The 18,071-nt window shown below is 66.8% G+C and carries 16 protein-coding genes and 1 riboswitch; of the genes, 7 read left to right on the top strand and 9 right to left on the bottom strand.

Annotation, left to right across the window (positions count from 1 at the left end; all coding sequences use genetic code 11):
- Nucleotides 1-160 precede the first annotated feature (160 nt).
- The 4 genes from gcvP to I6N89_RS01740 all read right to left on the bottom strand — a co-directional run bounded on the left by gcvP (nt 161) and on the right by I6N89_RS01740 (nt 5,406).
- Nucleotides 161-3,010 (bottom strand): aminomethyl-transferring glycine dehydrogenase, encoded by a 2,850-nt coding sequence (gene gcvP, locus I6N89_RS01755; RefSeq protein WP_207016507.1) that lies wholly within the window; start codon nt 3,008-3,010, stop codon nt 161-163.
- Between the two features lie 157 nt (nt 3,011-3,167).
- Nucleotides 3,168-3,527, bottom strand: a complete 360-nt coding sequence (gene gcvH / locus I6N89_RS01750; RefSeq protein ID WP_207016506.1) for a glycine cleavage system protein GcvH — start codon at nt 3,525-3,527, stop codon at nt 3,168-3,170.
- Between the two features lie 19 nt (nt 3,528-3,546).
- Entirely contained in the window at nt 3,547-4,665 is a 1,119-nt protein-coding gene (gene gcvT / locus I6N89_RS01745) for a glycine cleavage system aminomethyltransferase GcvT (RefSeq protein ID WP_207016505.1), read from the bottom strand.
- A gap of 156 nt (nt 4,666-4,821) precedes the next feature.
- Nucleotides 4,822-4,908, bottom strand: a riboswitch (glycine riboswitch).
- 6 nt (nt 4,909-4,914) lie between these two features.
- Nucleotides 4,915-5,406, bottom strand: coding sequence for an RrF2 family transcriptional regulator (locus tag I6N89_RS01740; RefSeq protein WP_207016504.1), 492 nt, complete (start codon nt 5,404-5,406; stop codon nt 4,915-4,917).
- Nucleotides 5,407-5,499: 93 nt separating this feature from the next.
- Between I6N89_RS01740 and I6N89_RS01735 the strand changes: the two genes are divergently transcribed.
- Together I6N89_RS01735 and I6N89_RS01730 are read left to right on the top strand one after the other, a co-directional pair.
- Nucleotides 5,500-6,066: a gamma-glutamylcyclotransferase gene (locus tag I6N89_RS01735; protein ID WP_207016503.1), complete on the top strand. Its 567-nt coding sequence runs from the start codon at nt 5,500-5,502 to the stop codon at nt 6,064-6,066.
- Nucleotides 6,063-7,298, top strand: coding sequence for a DUF2254 domain-containing protein (locus I6N89_RS01730; protein ID WP_207016502.1), 1,236 nt, complete (start codon nt 6,063-6,065; stop codon nt 7,296-7,298). The genes I6N89_RS01735 and I6N89_RS01730 overlap by 4 nt, the downstream gene beginning before the upstream one ends.
- A gap of 6 nt (nt 7,299-7,304) precedes the next feature.
- Here I6N89_RS01730 and gltX read toward each other — a convergent pair whose 3' ends face one another.
- Nucleotides 7,305-8,642, bottom strand: coding sequence for a glutamate--tRNA ligase (gene gltX / locus I6N89_RS01725; RefSeq protein ID WP_207016501.1), 1,338 nt, complete (start codon nt 8,640-8,642; stop codon nt 7,305-7,307).
- A 101-nt stretch (nt 8,643-8,743) separates the two neighbouring features.
- Between gltX and I6N89_RS01720 the strand changes: the two genes are divergently transcribed.
- Nucleotides 8,744-9,697, top strand: coding sequence for a 1-phosphofructokinase family hexose kinase (locus I6N89_RS01720; RefSeq protein ID WP_207016500.1), 954 nt, complete (start codon nt 8,744-8,746; stop codon nt 9,695-9,697).
- 144 nt (nt 9,698-9,841) lie between these two features.
- Complete coding sequence (locus I6N89_RS01715) at nt 9,842-10,771, top strand: MBL fold metallo-hydrolase (protein WP_207016499.1); 930 nt, start codon at nt 9,842-9,844, stop codon at nt 10,769-10,771.
- Nucleotides 10,772-10,933: 162 nt separating this feature from the next.
- Here the strand turns inward: I6N89_RS01715 and I6N89_RS01710 are convergent, their stop codons facing one another.
- Nucleotides 10,934-11,527 (bottom strand): 2OG-Fe(II) oxygenase, encoded by a 594-nt coding sequence (locus I6N89_RS01710; RefSeq protein ID WP_236016368.1) that lies wholly within the window; start codon nt 11,525-11,527, stop codon nt 10,934-10,936.
- 83 nt (nt 11,528-11,610) lie between these two features.
- Between I6N89_RS01710 and I6N89_RS01705 the strand changes: the two genes are divergently transcribed.
- Nucleotides 11,611-12,000, top strand: coding sequence for a metallopeptidase family protein (locus I6N89_RS01705; RefSeq protein WP_207016498.1), 390 nt, complete (start codon nt 11,611-11,613; stop codon nt 11,998-12,000).
- Between the two features lie 145 nt (nt 12,001-12,145).
- Here I6N89_RS01705 and I6N89_RS01700 read toward each other — a convergent pair whose 3' ends face one another.
- Together I6N89_RS01700 and I6N89_RS01695 are read right to left on the bottom strand one after the other, a co-directional pair.
- Entirely contained in the window at nt 12,146-13,186 is a 1,041-nt protein-coding gene (locus I6N89_RS01700; RefSeq protein WP_207016497.1) for a glycosyltransferase family 4 protein, read from the bottom strand.
- Between the two features lie 5 nt (nt 13,187-13,191).
- A complete protein-coding gene (locus I6N89_RS01695; RefSeq protein WP_207016496.1) occupies nt 13,192-14,850 on the bottom strand; it encodes an NAD+ synthase in 1,659 nt (552 codons plus the stop codon).
- Nucleotides 14,851-14,997: 147 nt separating this feature from the next.
- On the opposite strand from I6N89_RS01695, the gene I6N89_RS01690 reads away from it, so the two are divergent.
- On the top strand, nt 14,998-16,455 hold the full coding sequence (locus I6N89_RS01690; RefSeq protein WP_207016495.1) for an MORN repeat-containing protein: 1,458 nt from the start codon (nt 14,998-15,000) through the stop codon (nt 16,453-16,455).
- 19 nt (nt 16,456-16,474) lie between these two features.
- Here the strand turns inward: I6N89_RS01690 and I6N89_RS01685 are convergent, their stop codons facing one another.
- Entirely contained in the window at nt 16,475-16,957 is a 483-nt protein-coding gene (locus tag I6N89_RS01685; protein ID WP_236016367.1) for a hypothetical protein, read from the bottom strand.
- 189 nt (nt 16,958-17,146) lie between these two features.
- Between I6N89_RS01685 and I6N89_RS01680 the strand changes: the two genes are divergently transcribed.
- Entirely contained in the window at nt 17,147-18,052 is a 906-nt protein-coding gene (locus I6N89_RS01680; protein ID WP_207016494.1) for a YihY/virulence factor BrkB family protein, read from the top strand.
- The last annotated feature ends 19 nt before the right edge of the window (nt 18,053-18,071 follow it).

Genomic DNA, 18,071 nt, shown 5'->3' with positions numbered 1-18,071 from the left:
AAAGGCAATGGGGCGTCGGGGCGTAGGCTATTGCGCAAGTGTTGCCGGATCGTCAATCCGGGGCCGGCGCTGCACGGTTCTCAGGCAGAACGGTGCGTGGGATTTTGGAGGCGGGCGCCACAGCGCCCGCCCCGTCCGCTCTGTGTGTCCGAGCCGCGCGTTACTCCGCTGCGTCGGCGTAGTCCGACATCGGCGGGCAGGTGCAGATCAGGTGCCGGTCGCCATAGGCGTTGTCCACCCGGTTGACCGGCGGCCAGTATTTGTCGACCCGGAAGGCGCCCGGCGGGAAACAGCCCTGCTCGCGCGAATAGGGCCTGTCCCAGTCGCGCACGAGGTCTTCCATCGTGTGCGGGGCGTGTTTCAGCGGGTTGTTCTCCGCATCCATGCTGCCCTCTTCGATGGCGCGGATCTCCTCGCGGATCGCCAGCATCGCGTCGCAGAACCGGTCGAGCTCTGCCTTGGTCTCACTCTCTGTCGGCTCCACCATCAGCGTGCCCGCCACCGGCCAGCTCATGGTCGGCGCGTGAAAGCCGCAATCGACCAGCCGCTTGGCGATATCCTCCACCGTGACGCCAGCCGATTTCTCGAAGGGGCGCACATCGAGAATGCATTCATGCGCCACCCGCCCCTTGGGGCCGGTATAGAGGATCTCATAGGCGCCGGAGAGCCGCGCCGCGATGTAATTGGCGTTGAGGATCGCCGCCCGCGTCGCCTGAGTCAGCCCCTCGCCGCCCATCATCAGGATATAACCCCAGGAGATCGGCAGCAGCGAGGGCGAGCCGAAGGCCGCCGCCGAAACCGGCCCGGCCACGCCGCCGGTCAGCGGATCGGCGGGCAGATGCGGCACCAGATGCTCCTTGACGCCGATCGGGCCCATGCCGGGGCCGCCGCCGCCATGCGGGATGCAGAAGGTCTTGTGCAGATTGAGGTGGCTCACATCGCCACCCAGATCGCCGGGCCGCGACAGGCCGACCATGGCATTCATATTGGCGCCGTCGATATAGACCTGCCCGCCATGCTCATGGGTGATGGCGCAGACCTCCTTCACCGTCTCCTCGAACACGCCATGGGTCGAGGGGTAGGTGATCATGCAGGCCGCCAGCCTGTCGGAATGCTGCTCGGCCTTTGCGCGGAAATCGTCGAGGTCGATGGAGCCCTTCTCGTCGCATTTCACCGCCACGACAGTCCAGCCGACCATATGCGCCGAGGCCGGGTTGGTGCCATGGGCATTGACCGGAATCAGGCAGACATCGCGCTGCCCCTCACCCCGCGCCCGCTGCCAGGAGGCGATGGTCAGCAGACCCGCATATTCCCCCTGCGCGCCGGAATTGGGCTGCATGGAAAACGCATCGTAGCCGGTGATCGCGCAGAGCTTCTCCGACAGATCGCCGATCATCTCGGCATAGCCGCGCGCCTGATCGGCGGGGGCGTAGGGGTGCAGATTGGCGAATTCGCGCCAGCTCACCGGCATCATCTCGGCGGCGGCGTTGAGCTTCATCGTGCAGGAGCCGAGCGGGATCATCGCCCGGTCGAGCGCCAGATCGCGGTCGGCGAGACGGCGCATATAGCGCATCATCTCGGTCTCGGCGCGGTTCATCTGAAAGATCTCGTGGCCGAGATACCCGCTCTCGCGCAGCAGCGCGTCGGGCAGCCGATACTCTGCGACCCCTTCCTCGTCCTTGCGCACGAGACCAAAGGCGCGCCACACCGCTTCGATGGTGGCGGGCCGCGTGGCCTCGTCCAGGGTGATGCCCACCTTGGTCTTGCCGACCCGGCGCAGGTTCACGCCCTCCTTGACCGCGGCCTGCAACACGCCGCGCTGCAACAGCCCGACTTCCACGGTGATCGTGTCGAAAAACGCCTCCGGCTCGACGGCAAAACCCGCCTCCTCCAGACCCTTGGCCAGCCGCGCGGTCTTGAGATGGATGCGCTGCGCAATGGCCTTGAGCCCCTCGGGGCCGTGGAACACCGCATAAAAGCCCGCCATCACCGCCAGCAGTGCCTGCGCGGTGCAGACGTTGGAGGTGGCTTTCTCGCGGCGGATATGCTGCTCGCGGGTTTGCAGCGCCAGCCGGTAGGCGCGGTTGCCGTGGCTGTCCACCGAAACGCCGACGATGCGCCCGGGCATGGCGCGCTTATAGGCATCCTTCGTCGCCATATAGGCCGCGTGCGGGCCGCCATAGCCCAGCGGCACGCCGAAACGCTGGGTCGAGCCCACGGCGATATCGGCGCCCATCGCGCCCGGCTCCTTCAGCAGACACAGCGCCATGATATCGGCGGCGACGATGCCGATGGCCTTGGCGGCGTGCAGCGCCTCCATCTCGGCGGAGACATCGCGCAGCCCGCCGAACGTGCCGGGATACTGGAAGATCGCGCCGAACACGGTGTCGGCCTCAAGCGTCTCCGGCGCGCCGACGATCACCTCGATCCCCAGCGGCGCGGCGCGGGTCTGCATCACCGCGATGTTCTGCGGATGACAGTTCTCGTCCACGAAAAACGCCTTTGCCTTGGATTTCGCCACGCGCATGGCCATGGTCATCGCCTCGGCACAGGCGGTCGCCTCGTCGAGCAGCGAGGCATTGGCGATCTCCAGCCCGGTCAGGTCGCTGACCATGGTCTGGTAATTCAGCAGCGCTTCGAGCCGGCCCTGCGAGATCTCCGGCTGATAGGGCGTATAGGCGGTGTACCAGGCCGGGTTCTCGAAGATATTGCGCTGGATCGCCGGCGGCGTGATCGTGCCGTGATAGCCCTGGCCGATCAGCGAGGTCAGCACCTTGTTGCGGCTCGCCACCTCTTCGAGCCGCCACAGCATCTCGCGCTCGGAAAGCGGCGCGCCGAAATCGAGCGCCGACGCCTGGCGGATGCCCTGCGGCACGGTCTCGGCGATCAGCGTGTCGAGATCGGCAACCCCGAGCGTGGCAAACATCGCCTCCATCTCGGCGGGCGAAGGCCCGATATGGCGCCGGTTGGCGAAATCGTAGGGGTGATAGTCGGTCGGGGTGAAAGCCATGTCTGTCCGTCCAGAATGTCCAGCATCGGGGCGGAGGGACTCCCCCGCCCTTTCATCTTTCTAAAAATACTCGAATGCCGCCCTCTCCGCCGCTTTGCCGGCGCGGGGCAAAGGCACCCGTAGGGTGGGCAATCTGCCCACCGTTCGCCGGGTGCCGTCAGCCGACGAAATCCTTGTAGGCGGCATCGTCCATCAGCTCGTCGAGCGCCGACAGATCCTCGATCTTCATCTTGAAGAACCAGGCCTCGCCCTCGGGATCCTCGTTGACCTTGCCCGGATCCTCGACAATCGCCTCGTTGACCTCGACGATCTCGCCATCCAGCGGCGCGAGGATGTCCGAGGCCGCCTTGACCGACTCGATCACCACCACCTCGTCGTCCTTGCTCACCGTGGTGCCCGGCTCGGGCAGCTCGACAAAGACCACGTCGCCCAGCTGCTCGGCGGCATGGGTGGTGATCCCCACCACCACCAGGTCACCCTCGATTTCGAGCCATTCATGTTGTTCGGTGAATTTCATGTCGCTGGTCCCTTCCCTGTCAGCGCTTGTAGGTTTGTTTCACAAAAGGCAGCGGCACAACCTCGACTGGCAGCCGCTTGCCGCGCACCTCGCCGTAATAGCGCGTGCCCGGCAGGACGCTCTGCGCGGGGACATAGCCCATCGCCACCGGTCCGCCCACACTCGGGCCGAATCCGCCCGATGTGATGTGGCCCACCGGCTCGCCGCCCTCTTCCGCCTCAAAGAGCGGCACGCCCTCGCGCATCGGCGCGCGGCCCTCGGGTCTCAGCCCGACCCTTGCGGTGGCCGCCCCCGTGGCGATCTCCGGCAGGATCTTTTCCGCTCCGGGAAAGCCCCCGGCCCGGTCGCCATCGGCGCGGCGCACTTTCTGGATCGCCCAGAGCAGACCCGCCGCCGCCGGCGTTGTGGTGCTGTCGATATCGTGGCCGTAAAGGCAGAGCCCCGCCTCCAGCCGCAGCGAATCGCGGGCGCCGAGCCCGATGGGCTCCACCGCCTCCTGCGCCAGCAGCGCCTCGGCCAGATCCACGGCGGCGCTTTCGGGGATCGAGATCTCGAACCCGTCCTCGCCGGTATAGCCCGAGCGCGAGATCCAGGCCTCGGCACCGCAAAGCTCGACCGTCGCCACATCCATGAAGCGCATCTCCGCCACCGCCGGGTTCAACGCCGCAAGCGCCGCCTCGGCCTCGGGGCCTTGAAGCGCCAGCAGCGCGCGGTCCTCGATATACTCGACCGCGATCCCCTGCGGCTCCAGCGCCTTGCGCAGCCGCGCCACATCGGCCTCCTTGCAGGCCGCGTTGACCACGAGGAACAGGTGATCGCCGCGATTGGCGATCATCAGATCGTCCTCGATGCCGCCGTCCTCGTTGGTGAAGAGCCCGTAGCGCTGCCGCCCCTCGGCCAGCCCCGCGACCGAGACCGGCACAAGCGCCTCAAGCGCCAGCGCGGCGCCGTCGCCGCGCAGGATCACCTGGCCCATATGGCTCACGTCGAAAAGCCCCGCACGCGACCGCGTATGCAGATGCTCTTTCATGACACCGAGTTTGTATTGCACCGGCATTTCGTAGCCGGCAAACGGCACCATCTTCGCGCCAAGCGCGAGGTGCAGATCGTAAAGCGGCGTGCGTTTCAGCTCGTCCATGCGCGTCTCACATCCTTTTGGCCCGGATGTGGCGCGTGGCCGGTTCCGGGCATTTCCGCGCGGTCCATCCGCGCCTGAAATGCCCCCTCTGTCCCGTCAGCCTGAGATCGCTATCCCTTCGGCGGGCGCGATTGCCGCGCCACTCTCCAGAGTCTGTTTTTCGCAAAGGTCCCTGTGGCCTGAGAGTTTCCGGGGCGGTTGCTCCTTCGGCACCGGCAGAGCCGGTTCTCCCTTAGCGATGGCCCGACGCTACGACGATTGCGGCTCTGCTGCAAGATTGCTCTGGCGCATTCCCAGCGTACAGGGATGGCCGGGCGCAAGAATGTCGATCAAAGGTGCATTATCGCAGACAAGCGCATCCAAAGTGATCGGATCCAGTGTCGCGTAGAAGGCGCTGGCGGCGTCGGTGAGCGCGATGCGCAGCCGGCAGGCATCGGTCAGCGGGCAGGTGTTGTCGACATCGGCAAAGCATTCGGCAAGCGGCACCGGCGCCTCGAGCGCGCGGAACACGTCGCCAATGCGGATCTGTTCCGCCGGGCGCGCCAGCTCCAGCCCGCCATTGCGGCCGCGCTGGGTGTGCAGATAACCGAGCTGTGCAAGCTGGTTGATCACCTGCGCAAGATGGTTCTCCGAGGCATTGCACCTCTGGGCGATCTCGGCTTTGGTCACGAGGCGGCCGGTATTGGCCGCGCAATGCATCAGCACCCGGATGGCAATGTTGGTTCTTTTCGTTACGCGCACGGGCCGATCCCCCCTATAAACGGTCGCCGTCTACATACACGATCCGGGAAAAGGTAGTTTGACATATATCAATCGGCGAATGGCAATGGCATCGTGAGCAGCGCTTTTTTCTTCGGATACGGGTCTCTGGTGAACCGTCTGACCCATGGTTTCACCCCGGCGCATCGCGCGAGGGCGCGCGGCTGGCGCCGGGCCTGGCGCGCGACCGAGATTCGCGAGGTCGCCTATCTCACCGCGATTCCCGATCCCGACTGCGAAATCGAGGGGCTGATCGCGCCGGTGCCGCCCGATGGCTGGGCGGCGCTCGACCAGCGCGAACACGCTTATGAGCGCCGCGACGCGCTGAGCTGCGTGGCGCATGAGGCGCCGGAGGTGGCGCAGCTCGCCATCTATGCCATTGCCCCGGAAAAACTGTCGCTGCCGAGCGAGGCGCATCCGGTGCTGCTCAGCTATCTCGACGTGGTGATCCAGGGCTATCTCGCCGAATACGGCCTGGCCGGCGCCGAGCGCTTCTTTGCGACGACCACCGGCTGGGAGGCGCCGATTCTCGACGACCGCGCCGCGCCCCGCTACCCGCGCGCGCAACGCCTCGCCGATGAGGAGCGCGCCTTTGTCGACGCGGGGCTGGCTGCGCTCGGCTGCCGAAAGGTTGCGGCATGACCGCCTCCAAGGCGCTGTTGCTGCTGCTGCGACTAGCGCGCAGCCTGGCGGCGCGGGTGATGCTGGGGGCGGTGGTGGCGCTGGCGGTGGCCTTCCTGTCGCCGCTTGTCGGGCCGCTGATCCCCGAAAGTTGGGCCGAACGCTTCGGCCCGGATACGGTGGTGCCGATCCTGACGATCCTCGCCACCACCATGCTGACGGTGACCACCTTCTCGCTGTCGGTCATGGTGCAGGCCTTCCAGTCCGCCGCGAGCCAGGCGACGCCGCGCGCCTACCGGCTGCATCTGGCGGACACCACCACGCAGACCGTGCTGGCCACCTTCACCGGCGCCTTTCTCTATGCGCTGACCGCGTTGGTGATGTTCCGCACCGGGTTTTATTCCGATGCGGTTTCGGTGGTGATCCTCGGGGTCACGGTACTGGTGATCGGCGCCATCGTGCTGGCGATCCTGCGCTGGATCGACCATCTGAGCACGCTGGGCAGCATGGACAACACGCTCGATATCGTCGAGCAGCACGCCCGCGACCCGCTCAACCGCGCCCAGGCGCAGCCCGCGCTGGGCGGTCTGCCGTTGGCCCCTGATGCGCAGATTCCGAACTCGGCCCGCCCGCTGCCCGCGCCGCAGAGCGGCTATGTGCAGTTCGTCGATATGCGCTCGCTGCATGAACGGCTCGCCGCCGCCGATGCGCGACTGACGCTGAGCGCCGCACCGGGGCAGCATGTGATCGCGGGCGCGCCGCTGGGCTGGCTGCTGGGCGACGGGGCCGAACCGGACGGGCTCTCAGGCTGCTTTACCATCGGCAAGACCCGCACCGCCGAGCAGGACGCGCGCTTCGGCATCGTGGTGCTGAGCGAGATCGCTCTGCGCGCGCTGTCGCCCGGCATCAACGACCCGGGCACCGCCATCGACGTCAGCCACCGGGTGACGCGGCTTCTCGCCGGGATCGAGGCGCCGGGCACGACGCCGCCGGACTATCCGAGGATCGAAGTGCCCGTCGTCGCGGCGCCGGATCTGATCGAAGACGGCTATCACCCGCTGATCCGCGCCGGTGCCGCGCATCCCGAGGTGATCGGCGTGGTGCTGGACTCGCTCGCGACGCTGGAAGCCTCGGACTGGCCGGAACTGGCGCAGGCGGCGCGGCAGGCACAGGGCTATGCCCTGCGCCATGCCAAATCCGCGCTCACGGTCGCCGACGACCGCGATGCGCTGGCGCGGAAATACGGCGGCTGAGCCGGGTCAGTCCCCGGCCAGATCGCGCGCCGGCACTTTCTGGAGCAGCGGCATCACATCGGCCATTTCCGGCCCGCGCTCGCGCCCGGTCAGCGCCTTGCGCAGCGGCATGAACAGGCCCTTGCCCTTGCGGCCGGTCTGTTCCTTCACCGCCTTGGTCCATTCGCCCCAGGTCTCGTGGGTGAACGGGCCGTCGGGCAGCATCGCCATCGCCTCGGCGATGAAGTCCTTGTCCTCGTCGGCGACCAACGGCTCGGCGCCCTCGCTGAACAGCCGCCACCAGCCGGCGAGATCCTTGCGGGTGGTGATGTTCTCGCGCGTGACGCTCCAGAACAGCTCTGCCTTGTCGGCGGGCACGCTCAGCGCGGCGATCTCGTCCGCCACCGCTTCGAGCGGCAGCTCGTGCAGCTTGCGCGCGGTCAGCGGGTAGAGGTCGTTGACGTCGAACTTGGTCGGCGCGGACCCGAACTGGCTCAGCTCGAACCCCTCGGCGATCTCGTCCAGAGTCAGGCGCAGCTCCACCGGCTGGCTCGATCCCAGACGCGCCATCAGCGACAAGAGCGCCTCGGGCTCGACCCCCGATTCGCGCAGATCGCGGATCGACAGCACGCCAAGACGCTTGGACAGCGATTCGCCCTGCGGCCCGGTGAGCAGAGAATGGTGCGCAAAGCTCGGCACCGAGCCGCCCAGCGCCTCGATGATCTGGATCTGCGTCGCGGTGTTGGTGACGTGGTCCGAGCCGCGCACCACATGGGTGACGCCCATCTCGGTATCGTCCACCACTGAGGCCAGCGTATAAAGGATCTGCCCGTCGCCGCGGACCAGCACCGGGTCCGAGACCGAGGCCGTGTCGATCGAGATGTCGCCGAGGATTCCATCGGTCCAGTCGATGCGCTGCTGATCGAGCTTGAAGCGCCACACGCCATCGCCGCGCTCTTCGCGCAGCGCGGCCTTTTCCGCCTCGCTCAGCGCCAGCGCCGCGCGGTCATAGACCGGCGGCTTGCCCATGTTGAGCTGCTTCTTGCGCTTGAGGTCGAGCTCGGTCGGCGTCTCCCACGCTTCGTAGAACCGGCCGATCTCGCGCAGCTTTTCCGCCGCCTCGTGATAGCGGTCGAGCCGGGCGCTCTGTCGCTCCGTCTTGTCCCAGGTCAGGCCCAGCCATTCCAGATCGCGCTTGATACCGTCGACATATTCTTCCTTGCTGCGCTCGGGATCGGTGTCGTCGATGCGCAGAATGAAGGTGCCGCCGGCCTTGCGGGCGATCAGGTAATTGAACAGCGCCGTGCGCAGGTTGCCCACATGGATGTGGCCGGTGGGGGACGGCGCGAAACGGGTGACGGTCATGACAAGCTCCTGCTTATGCGCAGGGCACTTCCCACAAGCGCGTGCATTTGTCCAGTTGCGCCCTCTTGGCGAAGCCTGCGCGCCCTGCCATGCTGCACCGCATGAACGATATTCTCACCGTCACGCTCAACCCCGCGCTGGATCTTTCGACAACCGCCGACCGGGTGGTCGCCGGCCCCAAGCTGCGCTGCGATCCGGTCACCGTCGATCCCGGCGGCGGCGGGATCAATGTCGCCCGTGTGGTGGCCGAGCTCGGCGGGCGGGCCCGCGCCTTCGTGGCGCTGGCCGGGCCCAATGGTATGCGGCTCGAGATGGCGCTGGCCGAACACAGTATCCCGCTGGTGCGCATGAAGGCCCCCGACGAGACCCGCGAGAGCCTTGCCGTGCACGACCGCAAGACCGGCGAGCAGTACCGTTTCGTCATGCCCGGGCCGCAATGGGCCGAGCAGGACGTGGCCGAGGCGCTGCACGCCATTGCCACCTCGGTGCCTAGGGGCGGCATCGTGGTGCTGAGCGGCAGCCAGCCGCCGGGGGTTTCGGCGGAATTCACCACCCAGCTCTGCGCCGCGCTGGCCGAGCGCGAGGCGCAGGTCATCGCCGACACATCCGGCGCGGCGCTGGCCTATCTTGCGGCGGGCACCGATCCGGCGCCGGCGGTGCTGCGCATGGACAGCGCCGAGGCCGAGGAGCTGGCCGGCCGTGCGCTGGTCACGCGGCTCGAATCGGCGCAGTTCGCCGCCGAGCTGGTGGCGCGCGGTGCGGCGGAACGGGTGATCGTGGCACGCGGCGCCGACGGCTCGGTGATGGCGGGGCCCGAGGGGCTCTGGCAGGTCAGCGCCGCCGAGGTCTCGGTGCTCTCGGCGGTGGGTGCGGGCGACAGCTTTGTCGGCGCCTTCGCCTTCGGCCTCGCCGGCGGCATGAGCGCGCCCGACGCGCTGGCGCTCGGCGCCGCCGCGGCCAGCGCCACGGTGACCACGCCGGGCACCTCGCTCTGCACGAGGCAGATGGTCTCCGACCTGCTGACGCAATGCGGCGCGAGCGAGATCGTGGCGTAGAGCGGCGCGATCATATTCCTTCACGAGAATTTTTGTAGGCGAACCGTCCGACAGCAGCCACCCTCCGGGTCAAGACCCCCGCGCCGCTCTGGCCCTAGGGCAGGGGCGGCCTATGTCTCGCAGGATCAACAGGAGGGAATTTTCATGACGGACCAACCCAGGATCACCCGCCGCGCCGCGCTCGCCGGTGCCGCGACGCTGCCGCTCGCCACAGGCCTTGCCGGGCGCGCCCGGGCGCAGAGTGCCATGCAGGGCGCGCAGGTGCCCAAGGTGAACCGCGTGATGCTCGGCGAATTCGAGGTTTCGGCGCTGATGGCCGGCACCCGCACCGTCGAGGAGCCGCATGGCATCTTTGGCATGAATGTCGGCGACGAGGAATTCGCCAGCGCCTCCGAGGCGGCGATGATCCCGACCGACAAGGCGCAGTTCTTTTTCCACCCGACGCTGGTCAATACCGGCTCCGAGCTGATCCTGTTCGACACCGGCCTGTCGCCCGAGGGCATCGTCGCCGCGGTCGAGGCGGCGGGCTACGGCGCCGATGAGGTGACCCATGTGGTGATCACCCATATGCATGGCGACCATGTCGGCGGGCTCACCGGCGGCGACGGTCCGACCTTTACCAATGCCCAGCACGTCACCGGTCAGGCGGAGTTCGATCACTGGTCGAGCGCCGGCGGCGACGCCTTCACCGGCAAGGTGCAGCCGCTGGCCGAGCGCTTCAGCTTCATCGGCGACGGCGACAGCGTCGCCTCGGGCGTGACCTCGGTGCTGGCGCCGGGGCACACGCCGGGCCATATGGGCTTCATGCTGGAAAGCGGCGGGCAGCAGCTGATGCTGATCGCGGATCTGGCCAACCATTATGTCTGGTCGCTGGCCTATCCCGACTGGGAGGTGCGCTTCGACACCGACAAGGCCATGGCCGCCGCCTCGCGCCGCAAGGTGCTCGACATGCTGGCCACCGACAAGCTGCCCTTCATTGGCTATCACATGCCCTTCCCGGCCCTGGGCTATGCCGAGACGCGTGGCGACGGGTTCCATTACGTGCCGCACAGCTATCAGCTGATGATGGGCTGAGGGCTCTGCACGGCGTGCGGTGGGCAGGATTGCCCACCCTACGTGCCGGCGCGGCCGTCGAAGGTGCACACCCTGGCTTTCATCTTTCTTCAAATACTCCCTTTCAATGCCTGCAACAGGCGGTGTTTTTGGAGTATTTTCAGAAAGATGAAATGGCTTCGGTCAGCGAAAAGCGGGGCCGTGAGCCCAGATGGTGAGCGAATGACGTTCGCCCTCCTCGACCGGGGTGACCCGGTGCAGCAGGAAGGAGGGAAAGAGCGTGGCGCTGCCGCGTTCAGGTGCGGCTTCGCTGCTGTGGGCGGAGGGCATGATCTCGAGCGTGCCGCCGCGATAGCTTGCCGGGTCGGAGAGCTGCACCACCATGGTCAGCTTGCGCCGCGCGGCGAGGCGACCGTCGCCGATATCGGAATGCCAGCCGAAATGCCCCTGCCGCTCGGCGCCGTAGCGCGCCACCTGGGCGCTCTCGTCGAACGCGTCGAGATCGAAACCGAAGGCCTCGCGGTTGGCGCTGCGGACGATCTCGATGATCCGCGCCATGATCCATTCGGTGCCCGGCACGTCGTCGAGCCAGACCAGATCGGCGCGGCGAAGATTGTGGTCGCGGTTGCGCCCCACAAGCCGCGCGTCGGCACTGGGAGCGCCGCGGGCGAGGTCGATGATGCGGTCGCAATCGGTGTCGGCGAAGGCGCCGGGGATCTTGTGAACGGTCAGCGTAGTGAGTCTCGGAGAAACGGGATCGCGGTTGCTTAGCGCCAACCCCGCGCTGCGCTGGCCGGAACGCGACAGGGCGAGCGGAAAACGACCTTTTCCTCGCGTTGTTTCCGCCCCATATCCACGACATGAGCGATCCCGATCTGTCAGATTTCGACACCATGGCCCGCGCCGCCGTTGCGCAGTTTCCCGAGCCGTTCCGGCAGAGCGCGGCGGAGGTGGTGTTACAGGTGGTCGACTGGCCGCCGGAGGGCATCCTGCGCGAGATGAATATCGCCGATCCGCTGGAGCTGACCGGGCTTTACGAGGGCATTCCGATGACCGAGCGCTCGCTGACTTTCCCTTCGCCCTATCCCGACCGGGTCTGGCTGTTTCGGCAGCCGATCCTGGAGGAATGGCGCGAGCGTGGTGACATCGCGCTGGCAGATCTGGTGACCCATGTCACGGTACATGAATTCGCGCATCATTTCGGCTGGTCGGACGACGACATCGCCACAATCGACAGGTGGTGGGAGTAGGTCGCCCGCGTCCCAGCGCGGGCGACCCGTGTGCAGGGTCAGGTCGCGCAGCGATCCTGACCGCAGCACCGGGTGGCCATGCCAGGAACACCTTGCCCCGCGTCCCAGCGCGAGCGACCGCGGCGAGCGTCCTGCCGATCCCGGTTCAGCCCTCGGCGATCAGCGCCTGCATCCGCTCGACAAAGCGTTCCGGCCCGAGCTCGCCCAGCGCGGTCTCGCGCGCGCCCTGACCCAGCTTACGGCGCAGTGCGGCATCGCCGATCAGACGGTCGAGCGCCGCCGCGACGGTCGCGGGATCGCGCGGATCGACCAGCATCCCGTTCTCGCCCTCGGTAATATAGCCTGCGGAGCCTGCCTCGATGGAGATCACCGGCATGCAGCCATAGGCCATCGACTCGGCGGGCGCGAAACCCAGCGGCTCGTCGAAGCTCGGCAGGATGCAGATATCGGAGGCGGCATAGAGCGCCGGCATCTCGGAAAACGGGATGAGGCCGCGCATGTCGATCCAGTCCTCCGCCTCTGCCGCGTCTTTCAGCGCGGCGTAATGGGCGCGGTCCTCGGGCGTGTCGAGCACGCGCTCGGAGCCGATCAGGATCAGCCGCGCCTTGCCCGCCTGGCCTGCCGCGCGCATGCCGTCCACCACCAGATGCTGCATCTTGCGGCGCTGCCCAAGCTTGGCGACGCAGAGCACCGTCACCGGGCCGGCGCTGCTACGCTCCGGCATCGGCGGCGGCGGATCGCCCACCACCGGCCAGGGCAGGTAGCGCGCCCAGGCGTCGGGCGGCGTGTCGCCCAGACCGAGAGACGCGGTCACCCGCCGGATCGGCAGCCCATTGCGCCAGAGATAGAAACGCCGCGAGAGCGGCTCGTGCCGGCGATATGGATGCAGATCGTAGGACCAGAGCGCCGTACCCTGCCGCCGCCCGATCTTTGCCGCCGCGAACCGCAGCGCCGCGCTGTTGCGAAGAAAGGCGATGTCCGGGTTGAACGCCCGCCACGCCTCGGTCATCGCGGCGGTATCGGACGGGTCGGCAAAGACCTGCGGTTCGATCACCGAATGATCCTCGGCACCGCCCGATTGCGAGGCCCAGACCGCGACCTTTGCTCCGGCATCGGTCAACGCCCGCACCGCAAAGGCCAGATTGGTATGAAACCGCGGGACGACGAAGAGGATGTTCGCCTGCATCGCGCTCAGCTCGGATCGCGCCAGCGGTTGACGATGGGATAGCGGCGGTCGAGCCAGAAGGCGCGTTTCGACAGCCGCGCGCCGGGCGCCGACTGAAAGCGTTTGTATTCCGAGATATAAAGCAGATGCTCGACCTTCTTGGCATCCGCCCGGTCATAGCCCGCCGCGACGCAATCGGCGATGGAGCCGTCATCGTCGACAAGGATCTGAAGAATGCCGTCCAGCACCGGATAGTCGGGCAGCGAGTCGCTGTCCTTCTGATCTTCGCGCAGCTCGGCGGAGGGCGGCTTGGTGATGATGCGCTCGGGGATCGGCGCATGCTCCGGCCCCATCATCCAGGGGCGATGATTGGCATTGCGCCAGCGGCAGATGTCGAAAACCCGGGTCTTGTAGAGATCCTTGATCGGGTTGTAGCCGCCCGCCATGTCGCCATAGATCGTTGCATAGCCCACCGCGACCTCGGATTTGTTGCCGGTGGTGAGCAGCATTTCGCCGAACTTGTTGCTGAGCGCCATGAGCAGCAGCCCGCGCAGCCGCGACTGGATGTTTTCCTCGGTGAGGTCCGGTTTCAGCCCCTCGAAAAGCGGCGCCAGCGTGCTGGTGATCGCGTCGCGCCCCTCGGCGATGGGCACGAAATCGTAGTGACAGCCGAGCCGCTCGGCGCAAGCCTTGGCATCCTCCAGCGAATGCTCGGAGGTGTATTCCGAGGGCAGCATGACGCAGCGCACATTCTCCGCACCCAGCGCATCCACGGCAATGGTCGCCACCAGCGCCGAGTCGACCCCGCCCGAGAGCCCCAGCAGCACCTTGCCGAAACCGGTCTTGCGGCAATAGTCGCGCAGGGCCAGCACCATGGCGTGGTAATCCTGCTCCATCGCGTCGGGATGGCGGGTGAAATCGCCCTCCAGCACGCGCCAGCCGTCTTCGGTGCGCTCGAGGTCCACATGCGCCAGCATCTCCTCGAAGACCGGCAGCTGCACCGCCACCGCGCCATGCGGATTCAGCGCAAAGCTGCCGCCGTCGAAGATCTGGTCGTCCTGCCCGCCCACCATGTTCAGGTAGATCAACGGCAGGCCGGTCTCGACCACGCGGGCAACCATCTTGTTGAGGCGCGTCTCGTATTTGTTGCGGAAATAAGGCGAGCCGTTGGGCACCAGCAGGAATTCCGCGCCGGTCTCGGCCAGGGTCTCGGCCACGTCCTCGTACCAGGCATCCTCGCAGATCGGCGAGCCGACGCGGGTGTTGCCCACCGCATAGGGGCCACCGATGGGGCCGCTGTCATAGATGCGCAGCTCGTCGAAGACGTTGTAATTCGGCAGGTGGTGCTTGAAGACCTGCGTGACCATCTTGCCGCCCCGGCAGATGACGTAGGCGTTGTAAAGCTCCGTCCCCTCCACCCAGGGCGTGCCGATGGCCAGCGTCGGCCCGTCGGCGCAGTCCTCGGCCAATTGCTTCACCGCCGCCATGCAGTCGAGCGTGAAGGCATGTTTCAGCGGCAGATCCTGCGCGTTATAGCCGGCGATGAAGAGCTCGGGCATCGCCACCATGTCGGCGCCCGCGGCCTTGCCCTGCTCCCAGGCGTCGCGCGCCTGCGCGGCATTGCCCGCGAGATCGCCCATCGTGGGGTTGAGCTGCGCGATGGTCAGGCGGAAACGGTCGGCCATACGCCCTGTCCTTTCAGTCACATCCTCGTGCCGACATAGCAGAACCACGCCGGAGGGAAAGCCGGGCGGGGCAAAAGAGATTGTCAGCCCACCGGGGCTTGTTTACCTTCCGGGCCAAGGGAGAGGCAATCCGGCAAGGAACGAGCAATGACACGCGCAGGCACGATATTTGCCGTCGCCGCCTTTCTGGCCATCACGGGCAGTGCCATGGCGCAGGACGGCGAGGTGATCACCAAGCAGTTCGACGATGGCGGGGTCTATGAGGGCACCTTCCGCGACGGGCTGCGCGACGGCACCGGCACCTACCGGCTGCCCAACGGGTTCGAATATACCGGCAACTGGGTCGCGGGCGAGATCACCGGCGAAGGCGTCGCACGCTATCCCAGCGGCGCGATCTACGAGGGCCAGTTCGCCAAGGGCAAGCCCGAGGGGATCGGGCGCATCGTGCTGGCCGATGGCAGCATCTACGAGGGCTCGTGGCTTGACGGCAAGATCACCGGCAAGGGCGTGATCCAGTATGCCAACGGCTCGCGCTACGAGGGTTCGTTCCGCAACGCGCTGCACCATGGGCGCGGCGTGATGACCGCGCCGAACGGCTACCGCTACGAGGGTGACTGGGTGAACGGCGTCGAAGAGGGCAACGCCACGATCACCTATCCCGACGGCTCGGTCTATGAGGGACGTGTCGCCAATGGCGAGCGCTCCGGCCAGGGTACGCTGACCATGGCGGACGGACTGGTTTATGAGGGCATGTGGCGCGAGGGCCAGCAGGACGGCAGCGGTACGCTGACCCTGCCCAACGGCGATATCTACGAGGGCGAGCTTGTGGACGGGCGCCGCGAGGGGCAGGGCAAGGAAACCTATGCCAATGGCGATGTCTACGAGGGCACCTTCAACAACGACCAGCGCCAGGGCTACGGCGTCTTTACCGGCGCCGACGGCTACCGGCTGGAAGGCAACTGGGTTGCCGGCCAGATCGAGGGCGAGGGCCGCGTGGTCTATCCCGACGGCTCGGTCTACGAGGGCGAGATCCGCGGCGATCTGGCCAACGGACAGGGCAAGACCACCTATCCCGACGGTTCGACCTATGAGGGCGACTGGGTCGACGGGGTGATCGAGGGGCAGGGGCGCGCCACCTATCCCAACGGCGTGGTCTATGAGGGCGCATTCGGCAATGCCCGCTATAACGGGCAGGGCAAGATCACCTATCCCGACGGTTACACCTACGAGGGCGCCTGGAAGGACAATCAGCGCCACGGCAAGGGCACCGCGCGCTATGCGGACGGAGCGGTCTATACCGGCGATTTCCGCGAGGATCAGCGCCACGGGCAGGGCGAGATCACCATGCCCGACGGGTTCCGCTATTCCGGTGGCTGGGTGAACGGCACGTTCGAGGGAGAGGGCGTGGCCACTTATGCCAATGGCGATGTCTATGAGGGCATGTTCAGCAACGGCAAACGCGAGGGAGAGGGAGTCCTGCGCTATGCCACCGGCGAGGAGGCCTCGGGCGAATGGGTCAACGGGGTGCTGACAACCGCAACGCCGGTCGCCGGCGACGAGGAGGGCGAAGACGCGGCCCAGGAGGGCACCGGCGAGGACAACTGAGCGCCGCCGCGTGCCGCGCTCAGCAGCGTGGCACCCCCATCCTTATCAGCTCGGCCCCGCTGAGCGACATGTAGCCCCGGGTCACATAGCGGGCCCGGTCTAGGAACCAGCTGGAGACCTGCGGCGGATAGTGTTGCGCCATCCGCCGCGACCAGTAATCGAACCGCTCAGAATTGATTGTGTCGGACAGATAGCTCGGGCCGTGAAAGCCGAACCGTGTTGCCGGGCTGACGCAAACATTTCCCGCGCCGAGATAGAGCGTGCAGGCCGAAAGGCAGTAGCTGCCCCGGATCTCAACCCGGTCGCCGCGCGCCCGGATGCGACGGATCTCTTCGAACCGGGGTTTCAGCCGCCCGCCGGGATCGTTGCCGATCACCCGAACCGGGCCGCCACCCCAGCCATATTGCGGTGCCGCCTGCGTCGGGGGTGCGGAGATAAAGGAGGCCGCCGCCAGAAGGGCGACTGCAAAAAAACGGGCGAAGAACGTGGGACTCGGACACATGCGGTCGGCTCCTTTTGAGCTTGGAGGAAAGGCGGGCCATGGCCCGGCGCAGTCCGACCGCATCGGATTCGGGTTTATTCCCCGTTGATGTGCGAATTCTTCTAAAATTGCGTGGAATCACTGGGGCTTCGCGTGCCCACGATGCGAAGGCGCATTGACGCCACGTCTGGGAGGCGATCTTTTGTGGGCATGAGCGAGATCCCGCCCGACACCGACTCCATCCCCGAACCGGAACCGCAGCGCACAAAGCTGGGGCTGGGCGACTGGCTGCGCGCGCTCTGGCAGACCTGGCAGCGCATGGATCAGCGCAATCTCGGGCTGATTGCGGCGGGGGTGGCGTTTTACGCCTTTCTGTCGCTGTTTCCCGCGATCTCGGCGGTGATCGCGATCTGGGGCTATTGGGCCGATCCGGTGGTGATCGCCGAGCAGATGGAACTGCTGCGTGAGATGATCCCGGAACAGGCCTTTGCGCTGCTCGCCACGCAGGTGGATCAGCTCATCTCAGCCAACCGTTCGACGCTGCAATGGGCCTCGGTGATCTCGATCGTGGTGGCGATATGGTCCTCGCGCGCGTCTGTCGCGGCGCTGATCCGGGGACTGAACGCCGTGGCGGAAACCCCGCATCGCGAAAACGCCATTCGGCGGCTCGCGGTGGCGATACTGCTGACCGGGCTGCTGGTGATTACCGCGCTGCTGGCCTTTGCCGCCGTTGTGATCCTGCCCGCCGCGCTGGCCTTTATCGGCCTGCCGTTGCCGGTCGAGCTGGCGGTGAGCGCGGTGAAGTGGCTGATTCTGCTGGCGGTGGTGTTTTTCGCCATCGCGCTGCTCTACCGCTATGGGCCGAACCGGCGGCAGTCGCGCATGCGCTGGCTGACCCCCGGCGCGCTGATCGCACTTCTGGCCTGGGCGGCGGGGTCGTTCCTGCTCACTGGATACGTGCGCAATTTCGACCGGCTGAACGAGGTCTACGGCTCGCTCGGCGCAGTGGTGGCGCTGCTGCTGTGGTTCTATGTGAGCGCGCTGGTCACGCTGCTCGGCGCGCAGCTCAATACCGAGCTCGACCGCCAGCGCAAACGCCGCGAAGAATTTTTCTGAAGCGCAGGGAACGCTTTCT

It is taken from the genome of Salipiger abyssi (genome assembly GCF_017311415.1).
GTDB lineage: Bacteria > Pseudomonadota > Alphaproteobacteria > Rhodobacterales > Rhodobacteraceae > Salipiger > Salipiger abyssi_A.
The sequence above is the reverse complement of the archived record's forward strand: the minus strand, read 5'-3'. Positions and strand labels throughout refer to the sequence as shown.